Below are 23,373 nucleotides of genomic sequence, written 5' to 3' on the forward strand. Positions count from 1 at the left end.
ATTAACGTATTTTTAGCTTTTACAAATACAACAAAACTCATATTTAACGTTAAATATAAGCTAACACTATAAAAAACATATGCGAAATATAGATATACTTTGGGTAGATGATGAAATAGATTTACTAAAACCTCACATTTTATTTTTAGAGAAAAAAAATTATGAAGTAACTTCTTGTTCAAATGGATCAGATGCCATAGAGTTAGTTAATGATGAAAATTTTGATATCGTTTTTTTAGATGAAAATATGCCAGGAATTAATGGATTAGAAACCTTAGCAGCTATCAAACAAATAAATGCTAACCTTCCTGTAGTGATGATTACCAAAAGCGAAGAAGAATATATTATGGAAGAAGCCATAGGTTCAAAAATTGCTGATTATTTGATAAAGCCTGTGAATCCTAATCAGATTTTGTTAAGCTTAAAAAAGAATTTAGATCATTCCCGTTTAGTATCAGAAAAAACTACTTCTAGTTACCAACAGGAGTTCAGAAAAATTTCTATGGACTTAGCCATGGTTAACACCTATGATGACTGGACTGACCTATACAAAAAACTAGTTCACTGGGAACTAGAACTAGAAAATATAAATGATACTGGGATGTTAGAAATTTTAGAGTCACAAAAAACAGAAGCTAATACTCAGTTTTTTAAATTTATTAAAAAAAACTATCAGAGCTGGTTAACCAATGATGATAAACCAACTTTTTCTCATACTTTGTTTAAAGATTATATCATACCTAATTTAAGTAAAGAACAAGGAGTTTTGTGGGTAGTTATTGATAACCTTCGTTACGATCAATATCGGGTTTTAGAACCTTTCATTAATAATTATTACAAAAAAGAAGAAGAACATTCTTACTATAGTATTCTGCCTACAGCTACACAATACGCAAGAAATGCAATGTTTTCTGGGTTAATGCCCTCTGAAATGGAAAAGCTGCATCCAGAATTTTGGAAAAATGACACTGATGAAGGTGGAAAAAATTTATATGAATCTGACTTTTTAACATCTCAGATTAAACGTTTAAATTTATCAATACAACATGAATATTATAAAATAGTTTCTTTAAAAAGTGGTAAAGATTTAGCTAATAACTATAAGGGAACAAAACAAAACGATTTAACTGTTATAGTTTATAATTTTGTTGACATGCTTTCACATGCAAAAACGGAAATGGAAGTTATAAAAGAACTTGCTGGAGACGACAAAGCCTATCGATCTTTAACTGTGAGCTGGTTTAAAAATTCACCTTTATACGAAATCATTCAAAAAGCACAACAACTAGGACAGAAATTAATTATCACTACTGATCATGGAACTATTAATTCAAAGACTCCTACTAAAGTAATTGGTGATAAAAATATTAGTTCTAATCTTAGATATAAAACAGGTAGAAGCTTAACTTATGAAGATAAAGATGTGTTTGTTGTAAAAAATCCAAAAGATATTTTTTTACCATCTGTAGCTATAAATAGTCCTTTTATTTTCGCTAAAGAAGATTTGTTTTTTGCTTACCCAAACAATTATAATCACTTTGTGAAATATTATAAAAACACCTATCAACATGGTGGTATATCTTTAGAAGAAATAATTATACCTTGTAGTATTTACAATCCTAAATAAAATGAGAAACACCTTTTTTTTCATTTTATTACTCGTTTTTAATTTACAAAGTTTTTCTCAAAACAAAATTGATAAACTTAGTAAGGAGGCAATAAAATTAACTGAGCAAAAAGTAACTTACGATCCAAGTTATTTTTCAATTCCTTATCCAAATGGTGACGTTCCTATGGATAAAGGAGTTTGTACTGATGTTGTTATTCGTGCCTATAGAAAGCTTGGTGTTGATTTACAAAAGGAAGTTCATCTAGATATGAAATCTAATTTTAATCTATATCCAAAAATATGGGGATTAAAAAAAACTGACACCAATATTGATCACAGAAGAGTTCCTAACTTAATGACTTTTTTTAAAAGAAATGGTATTATTAAAACCATTTCAACAAATTCTAAAGATTATGTTCCTGGTGATATTGTTTGTTGGAATTTACATGGAGGAGTTACTCATATTGGTATAGTTGTAAATAAAAAGTCACTCAACAAAAAGCGCTTTTTGATTGTTCATAACATAGGCGCTGGTCAAGTACTTGAAGATTGCTTGTTTAATTTTAAAATTATCGGTCATTACAGATATAAAAACTAAATTTCTGTACTCGCATAAAGTTCTTTATTTTTGTTTTCTATGCATAAAAATTATTCTTTAAACGAGATACCATTAATAGCTAAAGAAGTTATTGAAAATTTACAAAATAAAATAGTTTTATTTCAGGGTGAAATGGGCGTTGGAAAAACTACTTTAATCAAAGAAATTTGTAAGATATTAGGTGTTGAAGACGTTGCCCACTCTCCTACTTTTTCATTAGTTAATGAATACCATACTTCTAATAACGGAATTGTATACCACTTTGACTTTTATAGAATTGAAACAGAGGAAGAAGCGTATGACATGGGAATCGAAGATTATTTATACAGTAATCAATTGTGCTTAATTGAATGGCCTGAAAATGTTAAAAATTTGTTACCTTTAGAGACTACAACCATTCAACTTTCATTATTGGAAAGTGGTAAACGTACTATTCAACTAAAAACTAACTAATGAGCTCTATTTCTTCACCTTTTACAAAAGAACAATTAATGCCACAACCTGAAATGCTTGAAATAAAAAAGCAAAAGGGAGAACTTTTTATTGGGTTGCCTAAAGAAACTCATTTTGAAGAAAAACGAATTAGCTTAACTCCTGATGCTGTTTCAGCTTTAGTAGCACATGGGCATAGAATTGTAGTAGAAACAGGTGCCGGAGATGGTGCTAATTATTGTGATAAAGAGTATTCAGATGCTGGTGCCAAAATTTCCTACGATATAAAAGAAGTTTTTGCTTGTAACATAGTTTTAAAAGTTGAGCCACCTTCTCTTGATGAAATAAAAATGTTAAATCCACAAGCTGTTCTTATTTCAGCTTTACAATTAAAAACTCAAGACAAAAAGTACTTTGAAGCATTAGCTAAGAAAAGAATTACTGCAATCGCTTTTGATTATATAAAAGATGATCATGGTGTATATCCAATTGTAAAATCACTTAGTGAAATTGCAGGAATAGCTTCTATGCATATAGCGGCTGAATTGATGACTACTGCCAATGGCGGAAATGGTTTGTTATTAGGCAATATTGGTGGCGTTCCTCCTAGTGATGTCGTAATTATTGGTGCAGGTACTGTTGGTGAATTTGCGGTTAAATCAGCCATAGGACTGGGAGCCAGAGTTAAAGTTTTTGACAATTCTATAACCAAATTAAGAAAATTACAAAATTGTATTAATACTCCAATTTATACTTCTACTATTCAACCTAAAACATTAGCTAAAGCTTTAATGAGATGTGATGTTGCTATAGGTGCTTTGAGAGGTAAAAATAGAGCTCCTGTAGTTGTTACTGAAACAATGATTGAGCAAATGAAAAAAGGAGCCGTTATTGTTGATGTCAGTATTGATAGAGGCGGTTGTTTTGAAACTTCCAAAATCACCACTCATAGTAAACCTACTTTTACTGATAGTGGAGTTATACATTACTGTGTTCCTAATATCCCCTCTAGGTACTCAAGAACTGCATCATTTTCTATTAGTAATATTTTTACTCCTTATTTATTAGAAATTGCCGAAGAAGGCGGTTTTGAACATGCAGCACGATTTGATAAGAGTTTACGAAATGGAATGTATTTTTATCATGGTATATTAACTAATAAAACAGTAGCGGATTGGTTTGATTTACCATACAGAGATATTAACCTACTTTTTCTATAAATAAAATTATAATTTTATAACTCGCTAATTTAAGCTTAAAAAAACTTATTTTATTTAAGTTAAAGCCGAGTACATAACCATTGATATGCAAATTTACTCAATTATTTAACAATTCATTTCATACCGGTTTGTATATCCTTTCGGGAAAGTATATTTAAATCGTTCTAATAAACTAGTTTTAATTGATTAAAATACAAAGGCTATAAACTTTAATTTAATGAATTCTATTTATTAGTATTTCCAAAAAGTAAATAGAAGAACATCTTTAGTTTTTTTAATGAAAAATTACAAGAATGTATTATTATTTTATAGCTCTAACCTTAATTATCTCTACTTTTGCATTCAGAAAATAAATTAATTATGCAATTATTAAAACGTTTTGGATATTACCTTATAGGACTAGCATTAGGCACAGTTGCCGTATTGTTTTTTTGGAAAAATAAAAAAGTATCTTTTGATTATGGAATGGATGCTAGAACTTTAAAATCCATAAGAATAAAAAAACGGATATTTTCTGATAATGTAAAACAATTACTAACAACAAAAAAAATTGATACTTCGTCTATTTCTCAAATTTTAAAAAATGGAGATGTTGACTTTGGTAAAAGTAAAGCAAGACAAAAGCCTTGTGCTGAGTATTATGTTACAGGGAAAGACAGCTTAAAAAACATAAGTTTATATGTAATACGTTGCGATTCTTCTGCTACAATAGATAAGCTTTTTTTTAAATAATAAATTATTTTACTAGTTTTAATAAAAGTATTGTAAAGTCATAACCGTTCTTTTTTACTTTTCTATTTTTCTCATATAAACCAACGGGGATTTTTTATAAAGCTCCATAGATGTATAAAACTTTCAAAATATTTCCTTTCAGTTAATAGAATGAATTAATGACAAACAATTTACCCTTTGTGTTTTTTAATTAATTTCTATTAAACTCACAAGTGGTTTGCTCACTTTAAAATAATTTTTAACGCTATAGAATAAACAATTCTATAGTATTGATGTTAATTTACCTTCAATATATTTAAAACATCATTCCCTTTTTTATAAAATTGACTGTAACATTTGTATAATAATTTGCAATTTATCATTCAATAAAAATTGACATAAAACAATTATCTATTGTTTAGAATATTGGCTATTATTAAAGTATTTTTTTAATCTATTGTAAAATTATATCCTTCAATAGATATTGAACAATTATTTTTTTCTCTTCACCTAAACTGCATAAATGTCTAATTATTAGAATAATATATTTAATAATTAAAAAAAAGTTGTATATTTAGAAAAACCTTATAGTCCCCCCACATGAAAAAACTAATTATCCATGCGTTAGCAGTGGTAATGCTGCTTCCTTGCGTACAAGAAAAACAAATTACAGTTAAAATTCCCAAAAAACACACAAGAGAAAAGAAAGAAGAAAATCCTGATAAATATGCTATTTGGACGGAGAAACAAGCTGCTAGACATCAAAAAATACTTCAAAAGTTGTCGTTAAAAGCAAAAAAATTCAATTCTGTAAAAGGTCGCTCCTATTCTTATGATGAAAGTTCTTTAAGAGGCACTTGGAAAAATAGAGGTCCTAAAAACATGCCAGGTGCCTTTAAATTTACTGAAATGCTTGATGACACCGACATTATATATGGAGTAAGTCATAATCATTATGCAAGTGAATTTAATTCGAAAGCATTGATTTTCAAAGGTACAATTTACAATCCTAAAACAGGTAAAGGTGGAGATGATTTTAAAGTTCTTACTGCTAATTGGCCCAATAGATACCAAAATTTATTTGCCTTTAAAATTAATTCAATTACAAGACTAGTAGCCCATATTGAAAATGGTCCATTATATTATTCTGATGATGATGGAGCTACGTGGTCACAATCGAATGGCTTGCCTGATGCTAATACTAGTTCTATTATTAACAGACAAGACAATCATACTATATATGTAACTAATGATAAATCGGTCTTTGTTTCTACTGATAAAGGAGCCAACTTCTTTTTACTTAAAGAATTTAGTACTTCAAAAAATAGTTTTTTATATACTCCTAGGTACAACCTTCAAGCCAATTCTGAATCTATTTATCTAGCTCATGGAGGTACTTTTTATAAATTGAATGATAAAAAAAACGATTTCACTGAATTAGGGGTTTACACCACAAATCATGGAAGTAGATTATTTAGTGTTGGTGGAGATAGTAGAGTGTTTTATATAACTGAAGATAAAAATTATTGGGTTTCTACTGATGAAGGAAAAACTTGGGTTAATAAGCAACCTAAAGGAAATTATTATGGAAATAGAACTGTAAAAATGTCACCAGGTAAATTTTTTGCGGTACATCCTGAAAATCCCAGTATTTCAATTGCTGGATATTCACAACCAATAATTTCTTTAGATAAATTAAATACAAACTTAACTACAACTAAAGGTTGGGGTAGATATCAAAATGGCACGAGTTTAAATGCAGAAGATTACTATAATAGAATTCGATTTAATTATCATCCAGATTTTCAATCTTCTCAATTTTTTTACAACAGTACCGGTGATTTATTTTCTGTAAGGTGCAGCGATGGCGGTATATTTATATCTTATAAAGAATGGAAAGATTTTCCTGATGACGGTACAGCCTTTGACAATTCGGATTATGCGAACGCCCATTATATAAATTTAAATGTAATTAATACTATAAATCCTTTAATATACAGAAAGAATCTGTTCACTGGATATAGGAATCCTAATCATATATATTATAGCACTCAAGATCAAGGAAGTGGAAGCTTGATAAATGACGACAACAACCAAGATAATAATATGGAGGTATTAAGTTTTTATCAAAGTATTGGTGGTGATGGTCCTCCAATTGATAGTTATGATGGGAAATATGCTTGGAAATGGCAAAGACAAGGTCTGAAAGTCTATGCCCCAACCCCAATTTATAGTAATACTGGAACTTTTCAATCAATTAGTAAAATAAATAATCAATTTAAAGAAGAAAACTCAGTTATTTTTGCAAAAAACACTGCATTGGCTTATGTACAAACATATATAGACCGAACAGATTCAAACAAAAACATGTGGGTTTTGGCAAAAGACTTAAACAGAGTTTCATGGGATGGCTCAACATTAACTTCACATACTATTGATAAAGGTACTAATCATGTAGCTGCTTTAGCACAAGGAACAGTTAATCCAGATAAATTATACATGCTTCAAGATGGTAAAGTTTTCATTTCAGAAGATAGAGGAACAACATTTAACTCAGAAATAGTAACTCCTTTTACTAAAACTATTGAAATCGTTGGTAGAGGCGATATAGGTAGCGGAGTAGTACTACCTAATAATGATAATTGGATTTTATTTTGTGGCCCAAGTACAAACAATATAGGCTCAATTTTATCTAAAGATGGAGGAAATACTTGGATTGATGTTACTGGAGATTTCCCCACTGGAATTGATGCTCAGACTAGTGGAATGGTTGCCACTCCTGGTGGTGAATTTATATTTGCTGGAACAGACATAGGGCCATATGTTTTTGATGTAGCTAAAGAAAAATGGTATTCAATTGCTGAAGGAATTGGATTTTTTAATGCGATGGATGTAGACTATATCCCTTCAATTAATACAGTTCGTTTTGCTTCATGGGGATCAGGTATTTTGGATTTTAAAATAGATATTAGTTCTTTATCTATAAAGGATAACAATCAAGTTTTTAAAAATAATTTTAACTTATACCCTAACCCAGCAAGTGATTTTATTACTTTACAATTAAAATCTACAATTGATTCTAAACTTACTGTTCATTTTTACAATAGTTTAGGAAAAAAAGTGCTTTCAAAGAACGATATTTCACTTATAAATAATCAAGTTACAATTAATACATCTCAACTTACTCCTGGAATATATTTAGCAAATATTTTGGGAGATAACAATCAAAAAATAAGTAAAAAAATAATAATTAATTAATTATTATTAAAAACGTATTATGATTTTTGGCACAAAAAAATCATAATACGTTTTTCTTTTTATAATAATGTTCAATAATTTTATCAGGATTTTTAATTGTGTTTTTTATCCAGTTAAAATATAAAAGTCTTTTTTCTTCATGGGTTAACTGCCAATCAATAGAAGATTTACGTAAACGAGAAGTTATATCTTGTAAAGTAATTGCTGCTGCTACAGATATGTTTAAACTTTCAGTGAAACCAAACATTGGTATTTTTAAGAAGCCATCTGCTTCTTCTTTTATGTAGTCTGAAATACCGTCTTTTTCAGCTCCAAATACAAAAGCTGACTTTTTTGTAATGTCAAAATCTGACAACACACAAGAATCAGTATGAGGTGTAGTTCCGATGATTTGATATCCTTTAACACGAAGGTCATTTATACATATCTTCGTATTATTTCCATCCTCTTTATAGCGATTTATATTTAACCATTTCTGACTACCTTTAGCAACATGCCTAGAAACCTTATTCGTGAATTTGTTTTCTATTGCATAAACATCTTGAATACCAAAAATATCACAACTTCTCACTACAGCACTTGCATTATGAGGTTGAAAAATATCTTCAAGAACCACTGTGAAATGGCGAGTTCTATCATTTAATACTTTGTAAAAGGTGCTTTTGCGCTTTTCTGTGATGTATCCTTCTAAATAAGTTAATAATTCTTCATCAATCATTCAGCAAACATACTAAAATTTCATATTGTAGAGATTTAATTATCTACATTAAAAACTTACTTGTTTTAGAGGGCTTGAAAAACATTGTTACCGACAAAATTGATTTAATTTTTTTATATAGAAAGTAATTTACACTTGTCGCATTAATTTTTAATTTCTTTTAATTTTGTTGCTAATTCATTTTTTATAGCACTATTAGTTGAGCTTAATGAGCCATTCATTAAATTCTTAGATTCTAATGGATCATTTATTAAGTCAAAAAGAGCTTCATTCCCATTCTCAAACAGCATATATTTATGGGTAGTGTTTCTAATTGTAAAATCAACAGATCCATCGTCATTACCATCTTCTACAAAAGTATAGTCTCTATTATTATCGTTAATAGAAGTGGTAAATAAACTTTTAAAGCTTTTACTATCATTAAGTTTAGAAACACTTACTCCTGCTATATTTGCAATAGTAGCAAACAAATCAGTTACGTTAATTAAAGCATCTTCTGTTTCATTAAATCTAGTAATCCCTTTTCCTGAAATTATCATTGGAACGTTAATACCTCCTTCATAAATAGTACCTTTACCTCTAGTATATCCTTGTAAAACTTGATTTGGCGTTCCATTATCTCCTATAAAAATAATAATTGTATTATCCTTTTCTTCTTGACTTAAAGAATTTAATAGGCGACCAAATTCACTATCCATTGCTTCAATCATTGCTAAATAATAAGGCAATGGATTTGCATCTATACTGGCTTTATCGCTTGGTAAAACACCTTGAGAATGTAAATTATTTGGAGGTAAATGAAAAGGTGGATGTGGTGCATTATATGCTAACCATAAAAACCACGGTTTCGTTTGAATATTAATCCAATCTATGGCTAAATCAGTTGTTTTGGTAGTTACATAATCAGTTGATGCCTCAGTTTGTCCATTGATATTCAAATTCCAATTCGAATATGATTGTAATCCTCCGCCTAATGATCCTGCATAATAATCAATCCCCATATTATTAGGATGATTTTCATTATTGGATAAGTGCCATTTACCGATAACAGCACTACTATATTCAGAATTTGTATTACTCTCTATATATTTATGTAAAGAAGTTTCTGAAGTAGATAATACGTCTGAAACTTTTATAACTCCATTTCTAATAGCATATTTACCAGTTAATATTGAAGCTCTTGTTGGTGAACATGTAGGGCTTGACCAAACATTATTAAAACGTACCCCAGTATTTATTAAGTTTTGAAGATTTGGTGTTTGTGGTTTTCTTGTTCCTATATCATAGCCAGGAGAAGCATCTAAACCCATGTCATCAGCAATAACAAATAATATGTTAGGTGTAGTTTCATTTCCTATTGGAGTTTCATCTTGCTCCTCTTCTTGAATTATAGTATCACTTGAACTAGGACTACAAGAAATAATTAGAAAACAAAAAGTAAGTATTAAAACAAAACGATTATCAAGAAAAATCATAATTAAAAATTTAAAATTGTGTGTTACGATATCTTAGACCACTAAAATTAAAAATAGTTTATTTTTTTATAAAAAAATTATTCATTTACTCTCAATCACTTTAAATTCTGAAAAAAAATCACTCTTATTATAAACTATTTCATTTTTTTAGTGTCTAAAAGCAAAAACCTTAAACAATGAAACTATCTTACTCACAATTTTTTGAAATCTTTTTTATCAGTCTTATTTTAGCAATATTAACCTCATGTTCAGGTAAGAGTGAAATTGAAATAAATGAAGAGGACTCGATTATCCCATGTAATTCTGTAGAAATTTTTGCTAACGAAACTACCAATGCTGTTTGTTTTGAAGAACAAGGTAATATTAGAAAAGTATATACCAATAACTTTCCTGGTCACCAATATGGTCCTTGGGCCTAACCAAATACTATTGAAGCCCAAGATTTTGAATATTCTATGTGTTTATACCCGGAATTAACAAATACAGTTACAGAAATTAAAGAAGATCCTAATTCTCAATCTTGTGGTGGTGGTATTATTTTTGGAGTTTCTGATCAAGGAATAAATTATTCTCCTTTTGCTAGGTTATATTGGGTAAACCCAAATACACAAGAAGAAAATTTAGAGTGGCATATTGAAGCAGATTTTACTTTGTCAATGGACTTAAACGGTGGACATGTAAATAATGTGAGTAGATACCATTATCATAATATTCCAACTGATTATTTTACGAATCATTTAAAAATAGATGGAACAAAACATTCTCCTATTATAGGGTATGCAGCAGATGGGTTTCCTATCTACTATAAATATTTATATCAAGATACAAATGCTTCTGGTGCTAATCCAACAGTTTCAAATTTTAACAGTGGATACTCATTAAAAACAGGTAGTCGTCCTGGAGATGGAATTAGTGCTCCTAATGGTAATTATGACGGAACTTATGTTGAAGATTATGAATATACAGGTGGCGAGTTAGATGAATGTGGAGGTCGGTTTGCAATAACTCCAGAATACCCAAACGGTACTTATTATTATGTTTTAACGGATAATTGGCCTTATATTCCTAGATGTTTTAAGGGAAGGTATGTTGACAATTCATTTCAAATTAGTCCTAACTGTCCAGATTCAACAGCAGCACAAGATTGCAGTACTGAAGAAATTACCGCTAATAAAAATGTATTTGACAATTTAAAAAGTAAATTAAACTATAAACTATACAATAAATTAAATCAATTAGATTTTGGAAGTGAGTATGCCGCATCCGACATAACCCAAATAAAAATCTATAAAGCTGATGGGACGTTGGCGTATAATTCAACTTCTATTAAAAATTTAGAAAAAGATTTTTCATTAAATTTAAAAACGTGCTATATTCAAATCAATTTTACAAACGGTCGAATAACGAAAAAAATAACTGTCTAAATTCAAACTTATGAAATCAATCATTTTTTTATTATTTCTTGCTTTTCCTTTTGTATATCATGCGGATGGAATAGCTGAATATCAATATTCTATAAATGAAAACCATATCATTTTAAAGTTTGAAATGGATAAAAACGAATTAAAACACTATAGTATTAATAAAGAATGTCAAAAAAATAAGATGTTCGACATTTGCATATCAAATTATTTATTAAGCCATTCCAATTTACAATTAAACGGTACTAATATTATTTTTAAATTTGAGGAATCTAGTGTCTATAAAGATCATATTATTTTTAAATTTAAATCTAAAAATACATATCAAAAAGTCAATCAAGTAAAAATAAAAAACAACTGTTTTTATAATGTAAATTCTAAATTTAAAAACAGAATTTTAATTGACATTGGTAATTTTCAAAAGTCATTTTTATTAACAAAGGGTAAAGATTCCATTCTTTTAACTAAAATAAACAATAATGAATTTTTATCTAAATAAATATAACTCAAAAATAAATTCTTTTAAAACAGTATTATCGCTTTCACTAATTTATTTATGTATTCTTTTAAGTGCAAGTTCTTGTTCTAAGAACAAAACTAATATATTCCCAGTTTCATACTCTCAATTTGAACTGTTTGTAAATGAAACTGGTTATATTACAGATGCTGAAAAGTTCGGATGGTCCATAGTGCAAATTAATGTATATGACTTTAAAAAAGTAGACAACGCTAACTGGAAAAAACCAAATGGAATACACAAGCCCTCATCTAAAGATTTACCAGTTACTCAGGTTAGTTATAATGATGCCATTGCTTACTGCAATTGGTCAAAAACAAGACTTCCTAAATATGATGAATATTGGAAATTTATAAAGTCTGACAAACGACTTATTGTTTCTAATAACAAACTCCCTATTTCTTCTGTTAATGAAGTAAATGTTTTAGGGAATGTGTGGGATATTACAGAAACAAAAAAAAATAATTTAATTAGATTAGCTGGTGGTTCATTATTTTGTTCGGAATCTACTTGTCATGGCACAGTAAAAGAAAGAGAGCTATTCGTTGATAAAGAAACAGGAAATATCCATATTGGATTTTCTGTAATTAAATAAATTTAATAACGAAGATACAAACATGAAAAAAAAATTAGTTATTTTATCTGGTGCTGGTATTAGTGCTGAAAGTGGTATTAATACTTTTAGAGACGAAAATGGTTTATGGGAAGGTCATGATATTTATGAAGTGGCTTCTCCTCAAGGGTTTACTAATAATCCTAAGCTTGTTTTAGATTTTTATAATCAACGAAGAAGACAGCTCTCTAAAGTTTTTCCCAATCAAGCCCATTTTAATTTAGTAGAATTAGAAAAAAGTTTTAACACACACATTATTACTCAAAATGTAGATGATTTACATGAACGATCTGGTAGTACTAAAGTACTTCACTTGCATGGTGAATTATTAAAAGCTAGAAGTACTAAAATTGAGCATTTAATTTATGACTGGAATAATGACATTACTATAGGTGATTTATGTGAATATAATTTCCAATTACGCCCTCACATCGTATGGTTTGGCGAAGCTGTACCGATGCTTGAAAAAGCCATTGAAATTACTAAGAAAGCCGACATTTTGGTTATTATTGGTACCTCTATGCAGGTTTACCCTGCTGCTAGTTTGGTTGATTACATTCAAACAAATACTCCTATCTATTTTATTGACCCAAAACCAGCTGTTAACAAAAATGATTTTAAAAACTTAACCATCATTAATGACGTAGCCAGTAAAGGTACTGAAAAGTTACTAGATCTATTACTTTAGTTAAATTTCATAGCTTAAACGATGGCCCCTATAACACTAACCATTCCGCTTTTTTAATAACTACAATTACCTTTATATTTTTAAAGAGAATTAAAAAAACAACCATTCTGTGACAATGAAATTTTCTACTAAGTATTTATTTCTTAGCAGTAATTAATTTTTTAAAATATTCAAAAAGTTCTCCTTTAGAGATAGAACTCCCCTTTTGTATTAAGTCAAAAAGTTCTGAATTTCTTTCTTCATTGTAGGCTTTAGAACCTTCTAAAATTTCAACTTCTTCACTATGAGTATTTTTTAATAACCATTCGTATCCTTCTTGTTCTAGTAAATTTACTTCTTCATTAGTTATTTGAATAACAATTCTATGGATATTATCTTTATCACATTTAAAAAGATTTAAAAATCTTGGTGAGAAGTGTTCCAAGTAAGCTGTTTTAGTAAGAACATCATCCCAAACAACATCACTAAAAACGTTCATTTCCTCCTCAGCTACATCTGGTTTTTCTTTCTTAATTTGATTCCATTCATTGACATCTATACTTTGCGATGCTAAAAAACGAGCAAATTCATTATGCAAAGTTTCAAACTGTTCTTTTGTTAATTGGCGATACTTCATTGTTAAAAAATAAGAGCAATCAAAGATACTTGATTACTCTTAAATTTTAAAGACTTATAAACAAAAACTATCGTGTTACAGTACCTGTAATAGCCGATACAGGTCCAGCACCCATTGTATACGTGTTATGATCTACTGCATCAGCAGGCACATCATGAGCTAATGGTTTTAAAACAAATGGATTAGAACTGTTGTCTGGGTCTGGCTCAACAGAAATTACTATTTTCTTTTCTCTCAAATCTGTAGGAAACGATAATCCAGTTGGTGCATTTTGTATATAATCCTCCCCTGGATAAGCTGAACCATTCCCCATACTTCCTTTAAAAATAGAAATAGTTGCATTATCATCTGCCTTTGCGGGATCTGTAAAAGTACCTGTACTTAATGGAGTTCCATTAATGACTACCCAACCTTCATATTTCCAACCTGATGATAATGTTGGTAATGTTAATCCGGTGGTAGCGGCACCGCTTGAATTATCTAAAAACCAAACACCGCTTCGTTCGTTATTAGCCATGCCATCAGTAGGCGTTGCTAATATGTACTTACCTGATGAATTTGAAAAATCTCCTACCATACTAGTTGAAGAAACACTTGCTGTATTACTAGTAAAATCTCCTGCTAAAATTTTAGTTTCCGAAGGTTTTGGATCAGTATCATTTGCTGGTTCTATTGATAAAACAAATTTTGTAGCTATAGCAAGTTGTGAAGAACTAATAACAAATGATGTTTTTGATAACTTTCCAGAGTCATCAACTGAAAAGACGCCTGTTGTAACCGGTGTTCCATTTACAATAATCCAGCCTTCATATTTAAAATTCGCTCCCAAGTTTTCTAAACCATTAATGTTTACATTTAATACTGACTTACTTGGTGCGGTAGTATCATCATCACTACAAGAAATAAAAGCTAAAGCAATTACAGCTAAAACACCTAAAAATATTTTTCTCATTGTTTTTGTTTTTAAGATTACTCCAACAAAGATATTTTAGATGATTAATTTAAAATGTTAGCTAGCTAACACTTAAGCGACTTTTTTCAATAATCTTAATTGTTTTCCTTTAAAATCTATTATTTCTTCATTTTTTAATTCATTCATTAAAGTATTGAGCGTAGGCCTAGAAGTACCAATTAACGTTGCTATGTCTTTTTGTGTATATGGATGTTTTATTATATGATCTCCCGTTTCATTACATTCGTATCCATAATCATCACATAATTCATTAAAAAACTCTATTAAACGTGTTCTAGTGTCTTTATACAATAACAATTGTAACCTTCTCTCTAGTTTTTTCATCCGCAAACCAATAAACTTATAAATTTTAAAGCTTATAGAAACATTGTCTCTCATTAAATCATACATAGTGTCTTTTGAAACAGGACAAATTGAAGTTGAGTTATCTATAGATTGCGCAAATTCATTTCTCTTATCCTCACCTAAAATAGCCTTTTCTCCGAAAATTTCTCCTTTTGATAAAATTGATTTTATAACTTCATCGCCATCTTCTGTATAATACCCTATTTTAACCTTTCCTTTATTTATAAGATAAATTTTATTGGCTACGTCTTCTTCAAAATAAATATAATCTCTCTTTTTATAAGAGTTTACCTTATGGTTTTCTTTATACGCTGAATATCTATGTGGGCATAATATCTTAAATAAGTTTATATCTTCAAAATACCAAATTGCACTCATACCCCCTTAATTTTAAAAATTCTACTACTTTGTCTTAAAAAAAGTATAAACATTACAAAATAGGCTCTGGTATTTACCAGAGCCTATTTTGTAATTATTAAGGAATACTCATTTTAAACATTTTGCTTTTAAATTAAAATTTAAATAAAACTTTTTTAATCCAATCTATTTAAGATTTGTTATAGATTAAATTATTCTTAAAAATTTTCATATGCTAAGTACTTTTAAATCTAAACATACCTTTGTTTATAATACTCTATCAATTTTCTGTTCTTTTAATTGATTTATATTTAAAAAATTAAAGAACAATGAGTTTTTTTGTTGTTTTTTTATTTAAAAATTGTATTTCTAATATATAGGTTCCTTTAGTAAGTAAATTAATGTCTAGTTTATAGGTAGGTTTTTCGTATTTAAAAGAAATTGGTATTGCTGTTTTTTGCATTTTATAAGCTTTTATACTTTGTACTTTATTTGATTTAGCCTTAAAATAAACAAAATTTGATGCAGGATTTGGGTATAAATTAAAGTCACTGGTTTGCAAAGAGTTCGATAACGCAGGTAACACGGAAGTATTAATTCTTGGTCCAACTGTAAGTAAATTCATTTCCGGTATATTTCGCCTAGACATTGGATTCAAGGCAATTGCACCAGCATGATTAGTACTTTTAATGCGTCCTAAGGCGTCTCTTTTTATAGCCCTTACCTGTTTTAAAAAAGTATGAATTTTAGGCAATCGGAAAGACTTTTTAACACCAACTTCTAACAACGAATTTGTAATTGGAGTATAAACACCTAAAATAATATCCTTTTGCATCGCTATTGGTATTGATGTTTCTAAACCTTTTAAAGGCTTTTTAATTCCTAAATTTTTGCTGCCAAAAATAAAATTATCACCAAATTCTAACCCTAGAACATTAGGTACGTTTAAATTTTCCCCTAAATTTCTAAAAGATATTTGTTTTTTATCTGTACGTTCGTAAAAAATATTATTTATTATACTTAAATTATAAGGTATATATTTTTTTTGTACTGAACCTCCTAAATAATCTTCTGTAAAATCTAAAGCCATTTCACTATTAGAAATAATAGTATTGTAAGCAAAAACTATATCATGAGCAACAGGAAAAAATGGCAACGTTGATCTATTTTTTTTGGAATCACTACCACAATTAAACGTAACAGCTGCTCCTGGTAAATTACCTCCTGTATATTTACTTCTTGTTTTTGCTGGTTTTAAATCTTCGAAATAATTATTTACAATAAAGTGATGTTTTCCCCAGATAGAAATACCTTTAGTTTTAGGAATTGACTCTCCAAAAAAGTAATTACCATATACAACACAATAATCACCATGACGTAAAGAAAGCCCTCCTTTAGAGCGTCTAAATGTATTATATCTTAACAAATTATAATGATCTTTTACAGTAATTATCTCCCCTTCACCATTACTTTCTAAAAAATAATTGTATTCAACTAAATTATGAGTAGCACTCAAACGTATTGCAGAACCAGAATTAGCACCTAAAACAGGTCTTGAAAAACGATTTCTTCTAATTTCATTATACGATCCTGGATTTATAGTAATATTGTTACCAACACTTTGTTTTCCTATAAATTCATTATGAATAATTATATTATAATTAGCATGGGTTATAAAAATATCATAACTAGTTTTAATTCTAGTTGGGTCTCCTAAGTTTAAAAAACTACAATCACTAACGGTATTATGATTTCCTATGATTTTAATAATATGATCTCCTTCTTTTGCTGTTTTCCCATTTTGGAAAACAAAACCTTTGAAGATAATGTAATTACCTGCTAATGTTACTTGAATATTACCTTCTATAAATACCTTACCTGTATTTTCTGCTCGAATGACAATAGGGTTAGTTGCTGTACCTGATATATTTAAATTTAAATTTAAATTTTGATAAGTTCCATCTCTTAAAACAAGTTCATCTCCAGCAACTAAATCTAAAGCTCTATTCTCTAAATCTATTATTGATGCTACTTGTTGCTGAGTATATCCTACTGTAACTACCAAAATAGTTAATAATAAACTTATTAATTTTTTTCTATTCATTTTTATATAATTTTATTTTAGGTAGCATTTAGTAGCCTTTAAAATGAAAACTTACAAGAAAAAATGATTTTTTAAAATAAAAAAAATACAAGATTAAATAACAATATGTTAATTTTTTCTTTATTACATTTTTATCTTAATCTAAGTACTTTAACCAACAAAACCTCTAGATGAATGTCTAGAGGTTTATATATAAAGCTTAATAACCTATTTATTAAGCATTTTGTTTTTTAATTAAATTTAAAGCAGAACCTTCTTTAAACCATTCTATTTGACCTTCGTTATAAGTATGATTTGCCATAATAACATCTTTTGAACCATCTGAATGAACTACTTCAATTGTTAGTGGTTTTCCTGGACTAAATTCATTTAAATCTAAAAAGTTAAACGTATCATCTTCTTGGATTAAATCATAATCATTTTCATTAGCAAATGTTAAACCCAACATCCCTTGTTTTTTTAAATTAGTTTCGTGTATACGAGCAAACGATTTTACTAGTACTGCTGCTACTCCTAAATGGCGTGGTTCCATAGCCGCGTGTTCTCTAGATGAACCTTCTCCATAATTATGATCTCCAACAACAATTGTTTTAATATTAGCTGCTTTATAAGCTCTTGCTGTTTTTGGCACTGCATCATAATTACCATTCAACTGATTTTTTACAAAATTAGTTTTCATATTATAGGCATTTACTGCACCAATTAAACAGTTATTAGATATATTATCCAAATGTCCGCGGTAGCGTAACCATGGGCCAGCCATAGAGATATGATCTGTTGTACATTTTCCATGCGCCTTAATTAATAATTTAACTCCTTTAATATCCATTCCTAATGGAATAAATGGAGTTAATAATTCTAATCGTTCAGAATCTGGGCTCACTTTTATTACTACACCGCTACCATCTTCTTCAGGAGCTAAAAACCCATCATCTTTCACTTCAAAACCTTTAGGAGGTAATTCCCATCCAGTTGGCTCATCCAACATTACCTCTTGACCATTTTGATTGATTAACTTATCTGTAATCGGATTAAAATCTAAACGACCAGCAATTGTAATTGCAGCTACCATTTCAGGTGAAGCAACAAAAGCATGTGTATTAGGATTACCATCTGCACGTTTTGCAAAATTTCTATTAAATGAATGGATTATAGAATTTTTAGGAGCATTTTTAGGGTCTTCATAACGAGCCCACTGACCAATACACGGGCCACAAGCATTAGTAAAAATAGTAGCATCCAATTTTTCAAATACTTCTAAAATACCATCTCTATCAGCTGTGTATCTTACTTTTTCAGAACCTGGATTAATTCCAAATTCGGCTTTTGTTTTTAACCCTTTATCGATAGCTTGTTGCGCAATTGATGCTGCTCTAGATAAATCTTCATATGAGGAGTTTGTACAAGAACCTATTAATCCCCATTCAACTTGTAGTGGCCAATCATTATCATTTGCTTTAGCAGTCATTTCTGAACCAGCCCTTGTTGATAAATCTGGTGTAAATGGTCCATTTAATAAAGGACTTAGTTCTGATAAATTAATTTCTATAACTTGATCAAAATATTGTTCTGGATTAGCATATACTTCTGCGTCACCAGTTAAATACTCCTTAACATCATTAGCTGCCTCTGCAACATCACTTCTATCAGTAGCTCGAAGGTAACGCTCCATTGATTGATCATAACCAAAAGTAGATGTAGTTGCTCCTATTTCAGCTCCCATATTACATATAGTACCTTTACCTGTACAAGACATTGCTTTTGCACCTTCTCCAAAGTATTCTACAATTGATCCAGTTCCTCCTTTTGCAGATACAATACCTGCTACTTTTAAAATTACATCTTTTGGAGCAGTCCATCCAGATAATTTACCAGTTAGCTTAACTCCTATCAATTTAGGAAATTTAAGCTCCCAAGGCATTCCTGCCATAACATCAACGGCATCAGCACCTCCAACACCTATAGCTACCATACCTAAACCTCCGGCATTTACAGTATGAGAATCTGTACCAATCATCATTCCTCCTGGAAATGCATAATTTTCAAGAACAACTTGATGAATAATACCTGCTCCAGGTTTCCAAAACCCTATTCCATATTTATTAGATACTGACTCTAAAAAATTAAAAACCTCATTACTTGTGTTTAATGCGGTTTGTAAATCTTTATCTGCACCTAATTTAGCTTGAATTAAATGATCACAATGAACTGTTGTTGGTACTGCTACACTTTTTTTACCTGCCTGCATAAATTGTAACAATGCCATTTGGGCAGTAGCATCTTGACAAGCTATTCTATCTGGTGCAAAATCTACATAATCTTTCCCCCTAATGAATGCTGTATTAGGAGTTCCATCCCATAAATGGGAATATAAAATTTTTTCTGCAAGTGTTAGAGGTTTACCTGTAATTTGTCGAGCTGTATCTACCCTTTTAACTACCTTTTTATAAACCTCTTTTATCATTTCAATATCGAAAGCCATATAGTATTGTTTTGTGAATTTATGTTACACTAACGAATTTAAACAAAAGAAACGATAGAAATGATTCCAGTTTTTATATAGAATAATACTAAATAAAAAAGGTTCAAGTAAATTACTTGAACCTTTTATGTGTTTTTATAATAAACTGATAATTAAACCACTAATTTCTTTTGAGATGGCTTAAATTTTGTTAATACAATTCCAGACACGGCAGCTTCATATTCCTTCATTGTAGGTGTTCTTCCTAATATACAAGATAAAACAACTACAGGCGTAGAAGATAATAAAGATTCCCCTTTTTTATCACCAGTATCTCTTACTACTCTTCCTTGGAATAAACGAGTTGATGTAGCCATTACAGTATCTCCTGGTTCAGCTTTCTCTTGATTCCCCATGCACAAGCTACATCCTGGACGTTCTAAATATAATTTATTTTCATACTTAGTTCTTGCAACAGCTTTTGGAGCACTATCATCAAATACAAATCCAGCATATTTTTCTAAAACTTCCCAATCGCCTTCTTCTTTAAGTTCATCAACAATATTATAGGTAGGTGGAGCAACGACTAAAGGTGCTTTAAACTCAACTTTTCCTTTTTGAGCTTCTACATTTTTAAGCATTTGCGCCAAAATTTGCATATCTCCTTTATGCACCATACACGAACCAACAAAACCTAAATCTACTTTTTTAGTACCACCATAAAAAGATAATGGTTGAATGTTATCATGTGTATAACGCTTAGATACATCCTCATTATTAACATCTGGATCAGCAATCATCGGTTCAACAATCTTATCTAAATCGATAACAACTTCAGCATAATATTTAGCATCTGCATCCGGTTTTAATGCAGGTTTAGTTCCTGTTTTAATTTCCTGAATACGATTATTGGCTTTATTTACCAATCCTTTAAGATCTTGCTTCGGATTATCCATTCCCTTATCAATCATTATTTGAATACGATCTCTCGAAATTTCTAATGATTCAATTAAAGTGTCATCTTCAGAAATACAAATAGATGCTTTTGCTTTCATTTCAGCAGTCCAATCTGTAAATGTAAATGCTTGATCTGAGGTTAATGTACCAATATGTACTTCAATAATTTTTCCTTGAAAAACATTTTCACCCTCAAATTGAGTCAACATCTGCTCTTGTGTTGCGTGAACTACATCACGGAAATCCATGTAGGATTTCATTTCTCCTTTAAACGTAACCTTTACTGACTCTGGAATTGGCATAGTAGCCTCACCTGTAGCTAATGCTAAAGCAACTGTTCCTGAATCCGCTCCAAAGGCAACTCCTTTTGCCATACGTGTATGAGAATCCCCCCCTATGATTACATCCCAATCATCAACTGCAATATCATTTAATACTTTGTGAATAACATCTGTCATTGCATGATATTTCCCTTCAGGATGACGAGCAGTAACTAATCCAAAATCATTCATAAACTTCATTAATCTTGGGATATTAGCCTTAGACTTATCATCCCAAACTGAAGCTGTATGACATCCTGATTGATAACCTGTATCAACTATAGGTGAAATTACTGTAGCAGCCATCATCTCTAATTCTTGAGAAGTCATTAACCCAGTAGTATCTTGAGACCCTACAATGTTTACTTCTACTCTTACATTAGAACCAGCATGTAATATTTTACCTGGGGTAGTACCAACAGCATTTTTATTAAATATTTTTTCAACAGCAGTTAACCCTTGTCCTTCTATAGAAATTTCTTTAGAAGCTGCATATACTTGAGGAACATCAATTCCAAGTACTTTACAAGCGAAAGTTTGTAATTTTTTTCCAAAAACAACAGCATAAGAACCCCCTGCCTTAATAAATTCCATTTTTGGTGGAGTTAAAGCTGTAGAAATATCTTTTAGTTCTTCATCTCCTTTATATAATTTTTTTGTTTTTGTATTTATAGTAAGGACTGTACCAGTAGCTACAGAATACTTTTCTTTTAAAATTGGCTCTCCATCTTCATCGATAATAGTGTTCCCTTCTTTATCTTTTTGCTTTACCCAATTTTTTAGATCGATACCAATACCACCTGTTACTCCAACTGTTGTTAAGAAAATTGGTGCAATACCATTAGTTCCTGCAATTACTGGAGCAATGTTAATAAATGGTACATATGGACTTGAAGAAATACCTGTCCATAATGCAACATTATTTACACCAGACATTCTTGAAGACCCCACTCCCATAGTTCCTTTATCAGCAATTAACATTACACGTTTGTTAGGGTGTTTTTCTTTTAATGCTAATAATTCATTTTGCATATCTTTATTATGTTCAAACATACACTGACCGTGTAATTCACGATCAGATCTTGAATGCGCATCAGCTCCTGGAGACAATAAATCTGTAGAGATATCACCAATACCCGCAACAAAAGTTACTACTTCTATTTCTTCATCAATTTCAGGTAGTTTGGTAAAGAATTCAGCTTGAGCATAACTTTCTATTAATTCTTTAGCAATAGCATTTCCAGCATTATATGCTTTCTCTAACTTTTCTGTATCAGCTTCGTATAAAAAAACTTGAGTTTTTAAAACTTTGGCAGCTTCATTAGCTATAGAAATATCATTTCCTAAAGCCAAATCAAGAAGTACTTCTACGGAAGGACCACCTTTCATATGTCCTAATTGTTCAAATGCAAAAGCAGGTGAAATCTCTTTTAGAACAAATTCTCCAAGAATAATCTCTTTTAAAAATTTAGATTTAGTACTGGCAGCACTGGTTGTACCTGGTAAGACATTATAAATAAAAAAGTTAAGCGAATCTTCTCTATGCTCATTATTAACATCTTTTATTTGATCAATAATTTCATTTAATAATTCTTTACCATCAATTGGCTTAGGATGAAGCCCTTGATTTTTTCTTTCCTCAATTTCTTTTATATAATCTTTATAAATACTCATTATATAAGTTTTTTTAATGTTAAAAGTACTATTTATAATCCCCTATTATATTATTTCAACTTTTAGAGCTAAATACAAGCACTTTTAATCATGTTAGTACCTATAGACTTGAAGTCTAATTTTGTTAATTTTTGTTATGCAAAAGTACTATTTTAAGTCGAAATTAAAAAATAAACACTTTAATAGAGTTATTAGTAAATAAAATACAATTCAAATCCAAAAAACAGAGGAAACAACAAAAAAAACACTAAAATAAGTTAAAATTTTATCAAATAAATAATCAAAAAAAAATATAAAAAATAGAAG

19 protein-coding genes are annotated in these 23,373 nt (G+C 29.7%); 11 read left to right on the plus strand and 8 right to left on the minus strand.

What is annotated here, in order from left to right; translation table 11 throughout:
- Positions 1 to 79: 79 nt before the first annotated feature.
- The 6 genes from ACMFBB_RS01530 (at position 80) to ACMFBB_RS01555 (ending at position 7,828) form a co-directional block, all read left to right on the plus strand.
- Positions 80 to 1,627 carry a response regulator gene (locus ACMFBB_RS01530; protein WP_435262711.1) on the plus strand — a complete coding sequence of 516 codons (1,548 nt, stop codon included), beginning with the start codon at positions 80 to 82 and terminating at the stop codon, positions 1,625 to 1,627.
- 1 nt (position 1,628) lies between these two features.
- Positions 1,629 to 2,207 carry a DUF1287 domain-containing protein gene (locus tag ACMFBB_RS01535; RefSeq protein WP_435262712.1) on the plus strand — a complete coding sequence of 193 codons (579 nt, stop codon included), beginning with the start codon at positions 1,629 to 1,631 and terminating at the stop codon, positions 2,205 to 2,207.
- A gap of 39 nt (positions 2,208 to 2,246) precedes the next feature.
- Entirely contained in the window at positions 2,247 to 2,660 is a 414-nt protein-coding gene (gene tsaE, locus ACMFBB_RS01540; RefSeq protein ID WP_435262713.1) for a tRNA (adenosine(37)-N6)-threonylcarbamoyltransferase complex ATPase subunit type 1 TsaE, read from the plus strand.
- Positions 2,660 to 3,859: an alanine dehydrogenase gene (locus tag ACMFBB_RS01545; protein WP_435262714.1), complete on the plus strand. Its 1,200-nt coding sequence runs from the start codon at positions 2,660 to 2,662 to the stop codon at positions 3,857 to 3,859. The genes tsaE and ACMFBB_RS01545 overlap by 1 nt, the downstream gene beginning before the upstream one ends.
- Positions 3,860 to 4,219: 360 nt before the next feature.
- Positions 4,220 to 4,591: a DUF4258 domain-containing protein gene (locus ACMFBB_RS01550; RefSeq protein WP_435262715.1), complete on the plus strand. Its 372-nt coding sequence runs from the start codon at positions 4,220 to 4,222 to the stop codon at positions 4,589 to 4,591.
- Between the two features lie 579 nt (positions 4,592 to 5,170).
- On the plus strand, positions 5,171 to 7,828 hold the full coding sequence (locus ACMFBB_RS01555) for a T9SS type A sorting domain-containing protein (protein ID WP_435262716.1): 2,658 nt from the start codon (positions 5,171 to 5,173) through the stop codon (positions 7,826 to 7,828).
- Positions 7,829 to 7,868: 40 nt separating this feature from the next.
- On the opposite strand, the gene ACMFBB_RS01560 is transcribed toward ACMFBB_RS01555, so the two are convergent.
- Positions 7,869 to 8,546: a TrmH family RNA methyltransferase gene (locus tag ACMFBB_RS01560; protein ID WP_435262717.1), complete on the minus strand. Its 678-nt coding sequence runs from the start codon at positions 8,544 to 8,546 to the stop codon at positions 7,869 to 7,871.
- 143 nt (positions 8,547 to 8,689) lie between these two features.
- Positions 8,690 to 10,021 (minus strand): sulfatase-like hydrolase/transferase, encoded by a 1,332-nt coding sequence (locus ACMFBB_RS01565; protein WP_435262718.1) that lies wholly within the window; start codon positions 10,019 to 10,021, stop codon positions 8,690 to 8,692.
- Between the two features lie 176 nt (positions 10,022 to 10,197).
- Here ACMFBB_RS01565 and ACMFBB_RS01570 point away from each other — a divergent pair, with 176 nt between their 5' ends.
- Genes ACMFBB_RS01570 through ACMFBB_RS01590 form a run of 5 tightly spaced genes read left to right on the plus strand, consistent with a single transcriptional unit; the run spans position 10,198 to position 13,260 of the window.
- Entirely contained in the window at positions 10,198 to 10,440 is a 243-nt protein-coding gene (locus tag ACMFBB_RS01570; RefSeq protein WP_435262719.1) for a hypothetical protein, read from the plus strand.
- A gap of 36 nt (positions 10,441 to 10,476) precedes the next feature.
- Positions 10,477 to 11,445, plus strand: coding sequence for a YHYH protein (locus ACMFBB_RS01575; RefSeq protein WP_435262720.1), 969 nt, complete (start codon positions 10,477 to 10,479; stop codon positions 11,443 to 11,445).
- Positions 11,446 to 11,455: 10 nt separating this feature from the next.
- The gene (locus ACMFBB_RS01580) at positions 11,456 to 11,941 is read left to right on the plus strand and encodes a DUF6702 family protein (protein WP_435262721.1); all 486 of its coding nucleotides are present in this window, start codon (positions 11,456 to 11,458) and stop codon (positions 11,939 to 11,941) included.
- Positions 11,922 to 12,554: an SUMF1/EgtB/PvdO family nonheme iron enzyme gene (locus ACMFBB_RS01585; RefSeq protein ID WP_435262722.1), complete on the plus strand. Its 633-nt coding sequence runs from the start codon at positions 11,922 to 11,924 to the stop codon at positions 12,552 to 12,554. Before ACMFBB_RS01580 ends, ACMFBB_RS01585 begins: the two co-directional genes overlap by 20 nt.
- 22 nt (positions 12,555 to 12,576) lie before the next feature.
- Positions 12,577 to 13,260: a Sir2 family NAD-dependent protein deacetylase gene (locus tag ACMFBB_RS01590; protein ID WP_435262723.1), complete on the plus strand. Its 684-nt coding sequence runs from the start codon at positions 12,577 to 12,579 to the stop codon at positions 13,258 to 13,260.
- Positions 13,261 to 13,396: 136 nt separating this feature from the next.
- Here the strand turns inward: ACMFBB_RS01590 and ACMFBB_RS01595 are convergent, their stop codons facing one another.
- The 6 genes from ACMFBB_RS01595 to ACMFBB_RS01620 all read right to left on the minus strand — a co-directional run bounded on the left by ACMFBB_RS01595 (position 13,397) and on the right by ACMFBB_RS01620 (position 23,067).
- Positions 13,397 to 13,876, minus strand: coding sequence for a DUF6495 family protein (locus tag ACMFBB_RS01595; protein ID WP_435262724.1), 480 nt, complete (start codon positions 13,874 to 13,876; stop codon positions 13,397 to 13,399).
- Positions 13,877 to 13,943: 67 nt separating this feature from the next.
- Positions 13,944 to 14,828 carry a hypothetical protein gene (locus tag ACMFBB_RS01600; RefSeq protein ID WP_435262725.1) on the minus strand — a complete coding sequence of 295 codons (885 nt, stop codon included), beginning with the start codon at positions 14,826 to 14,828 and terminating at the stop codon, positions 13,944 to 13,946.
- A 72-nt stretch (positions 14,829 to 14,900) separates the two neighbouring features.
- Positions 14,901 to 15,572, minus strand: a complete 672-nt coding sequence (locus ACMFBB_RS01605) for a Crp/Fnr family transcriptional regulator (protein ID WP_435262726.1) — start codon at positions 15,570 to 15,572, stop codon at positions 14,901 to 14,903.
- Positions 15,573 to 15,870: 298 nt separating this feature from the next.
- Positions 15,871 to 17,655, minus strand: coding sequence for a chondroitinase-B domain-containing protein (locus ACMFBB_RS01610; protein ID WP_435262727.1), 1,785 nt, complete (start codon positions 17,653 to 17,655; stop codon positions 15,871 to 15,873).
- Between the two features lie 214 nt (positions 17,656 to 17,869).
- The gene (locus ACMFBB_RS01615; RefSeq protein WP_435262728.1) at positions 17,870 to 20,137 is read right to left on the minus strand and encodes an aconitate hydratase; all 2,268 of its coding nucleotides are present in this window, start codon (positions 20,135 to 20,137) and stop codon (positions 17,870 to 17,872) included.
- A gap of 152 nt (positions 20,138 to 20,289) precedes the next feature.
- Positions 20,290 to 23,067, minus strand: coding sequence for a bifunctional aconitate hydratase 2/2-methylisocitrate dehydratase (locus ACMFBB_RS01620; protein ID WP_435262729.1), 2,778 nt, complete (start codon positions 23,065 to 23,067; stop codon positions 20,290 to 20,292).
- Positions 23,068 to 23,373 lie beyond the last annotated feature (306 nt).

The sequence above is a fragment of the Tenacibaculum sp. nBUS_03 genome (genome assembly GCF_051201695.1).
In the GTDB taxonomy this organism is placed as follows: Bacteria; Bacteroidota; Bacteroidia; order Flavobacteriales; family Flavobacteriaceae; genus Polaribacter.

Bases quoted from the DNA above. Each gene is read 5' to 3' on its own strand.
- ACMFBB_RS01595 (WP_435262724.1), bottom strand. From the start codon at position 13,876: ATGAAGTATCGCCAATTAACAAAAGAACAGTTTGAAACTTTGCATAAT.
- ACMFBB_RS01565 (WP_435262718.1), bottom strand. From the start codon at position 10,021: ATGATTTTTCTTGATAATCGTTTTGTTTTAATACTTACTTTTTGTTTT.
- ACMFBB_RS01600 (WP_435262725.1), bottom strand. From the start codon at position 14,828: ATGAGAAAAATATTTTTAGGTGTTTTAGCTGTAATTGCTTTAGCTTTT.
- ACMFBB_RS01530 (WP_435262711.1), top strand. From the start codon at position 80: ATGCGAAATATAGATATACTTTGGGTAGATGATGAAATAGATTTACTA.
- ACMFBB_RS01555 (WP_435262716.1), top strand. From the start codon at position 5,171: ATGAAAAAACTAATTATCCATGCGTTAGCAGTGGTAATGCTGCTTCCT.
- ACMFBB_RS01545 (WP_435262714.1), top strand. From the start codon at position 2,660: ATGAGCTCTATTTCTTCACCTTTTACAAAAGAACAATTAATGCCACAA.
- ACMFBB_RS01605 (WP_435262726.1), bottom strand. From the start codon at position 15,572: ATGAGTGCAATTTGGTATTTTGAAGATATAAACTTATTTAAGATATTA.
- ACMFBB_RS01615 (WP_435262728.1), bottom strand. From the start codon at position 20,137: ATGGCTTTCGATATTGAAATGATAAAAGAGGTTTATAAAAAGGTAGTT.
- ACMFBB_RS01560 (WP_435262717.1), bottom strand. From the start codon at position 8,546: ATGATTGATGAAGAATTATTAACTTATTTAGAAGGATACATCACAGAA.
- ACMFBB_RS01550 (WP_435262715.1), top strand. From the start codon at position 4,220: ATGCAATTATTAAAACGTTTTGGATATTACCTTATAGGACTAGCATTA.
- ACMFBB_RS01535 (WP_435262712.1), top strand. From the start codon at position 1,629: ATGAGAAACACCTTTTTTTTCATTTTATTACTCGTTTTTAATTTACAA.
- tsaE (WP_435262713.1), top strand. From the start codon at position 2,247: ATGCATAAAAATTATTCTTTAAACGAGATACCATTAATAGCTAAAGAA.
- ACMFBB_RS01575 (WP_435262720.1), top strand. From the start codon at position 10,477: ATGTGTTTATACCCGGAATTAACAAATACAGTTACAGAAATTAAAGAA.
- ACMFBB_RS01580 (WP_435262721.1), top strand. From the start codon at position 11,456: ATGAAATCAATCATTTTTTTATTATTTCTTGCTTTTCCTTTTGTATAT.
- ACMFBB_RS01620 (WP_435262729.1), bottom strand. From the start codon at position 23,067: ATGAGTATTTATAAAGATTATATAAAAGAAATTGAGGAAAGAAAAAAT.
- ACMFBB_RS01610 (WP_435262727.1), bottom strand. From the start codon at position 17,655: ATGAATAGAAAAAAATTAATAAGTTTATTATTAACTATTTTGGTAGTT.
- ACMFBB_RS01570 (WP_435262719.1), top strand. From the start codon at position 10,198: ATGAAACTATCTTACTCACAATTTTTTGAAATCTTTTTTATCAGTCTT.
- ACMFBB_RS01585 (WP_435262722.1), top strand. From the start codon at position 11,922: ATGAATTTTTATCTAAATAAATATAACTCAAAAATAAATTCTTTTAAA.
- ACMFBB_RS01590 (WP_435262723.1), top strand. From the start codon at position 12,577: ATGAAAAAAAAATTAGTTATTTTATCTGGTGCTGGTATTAGTGCTGAA.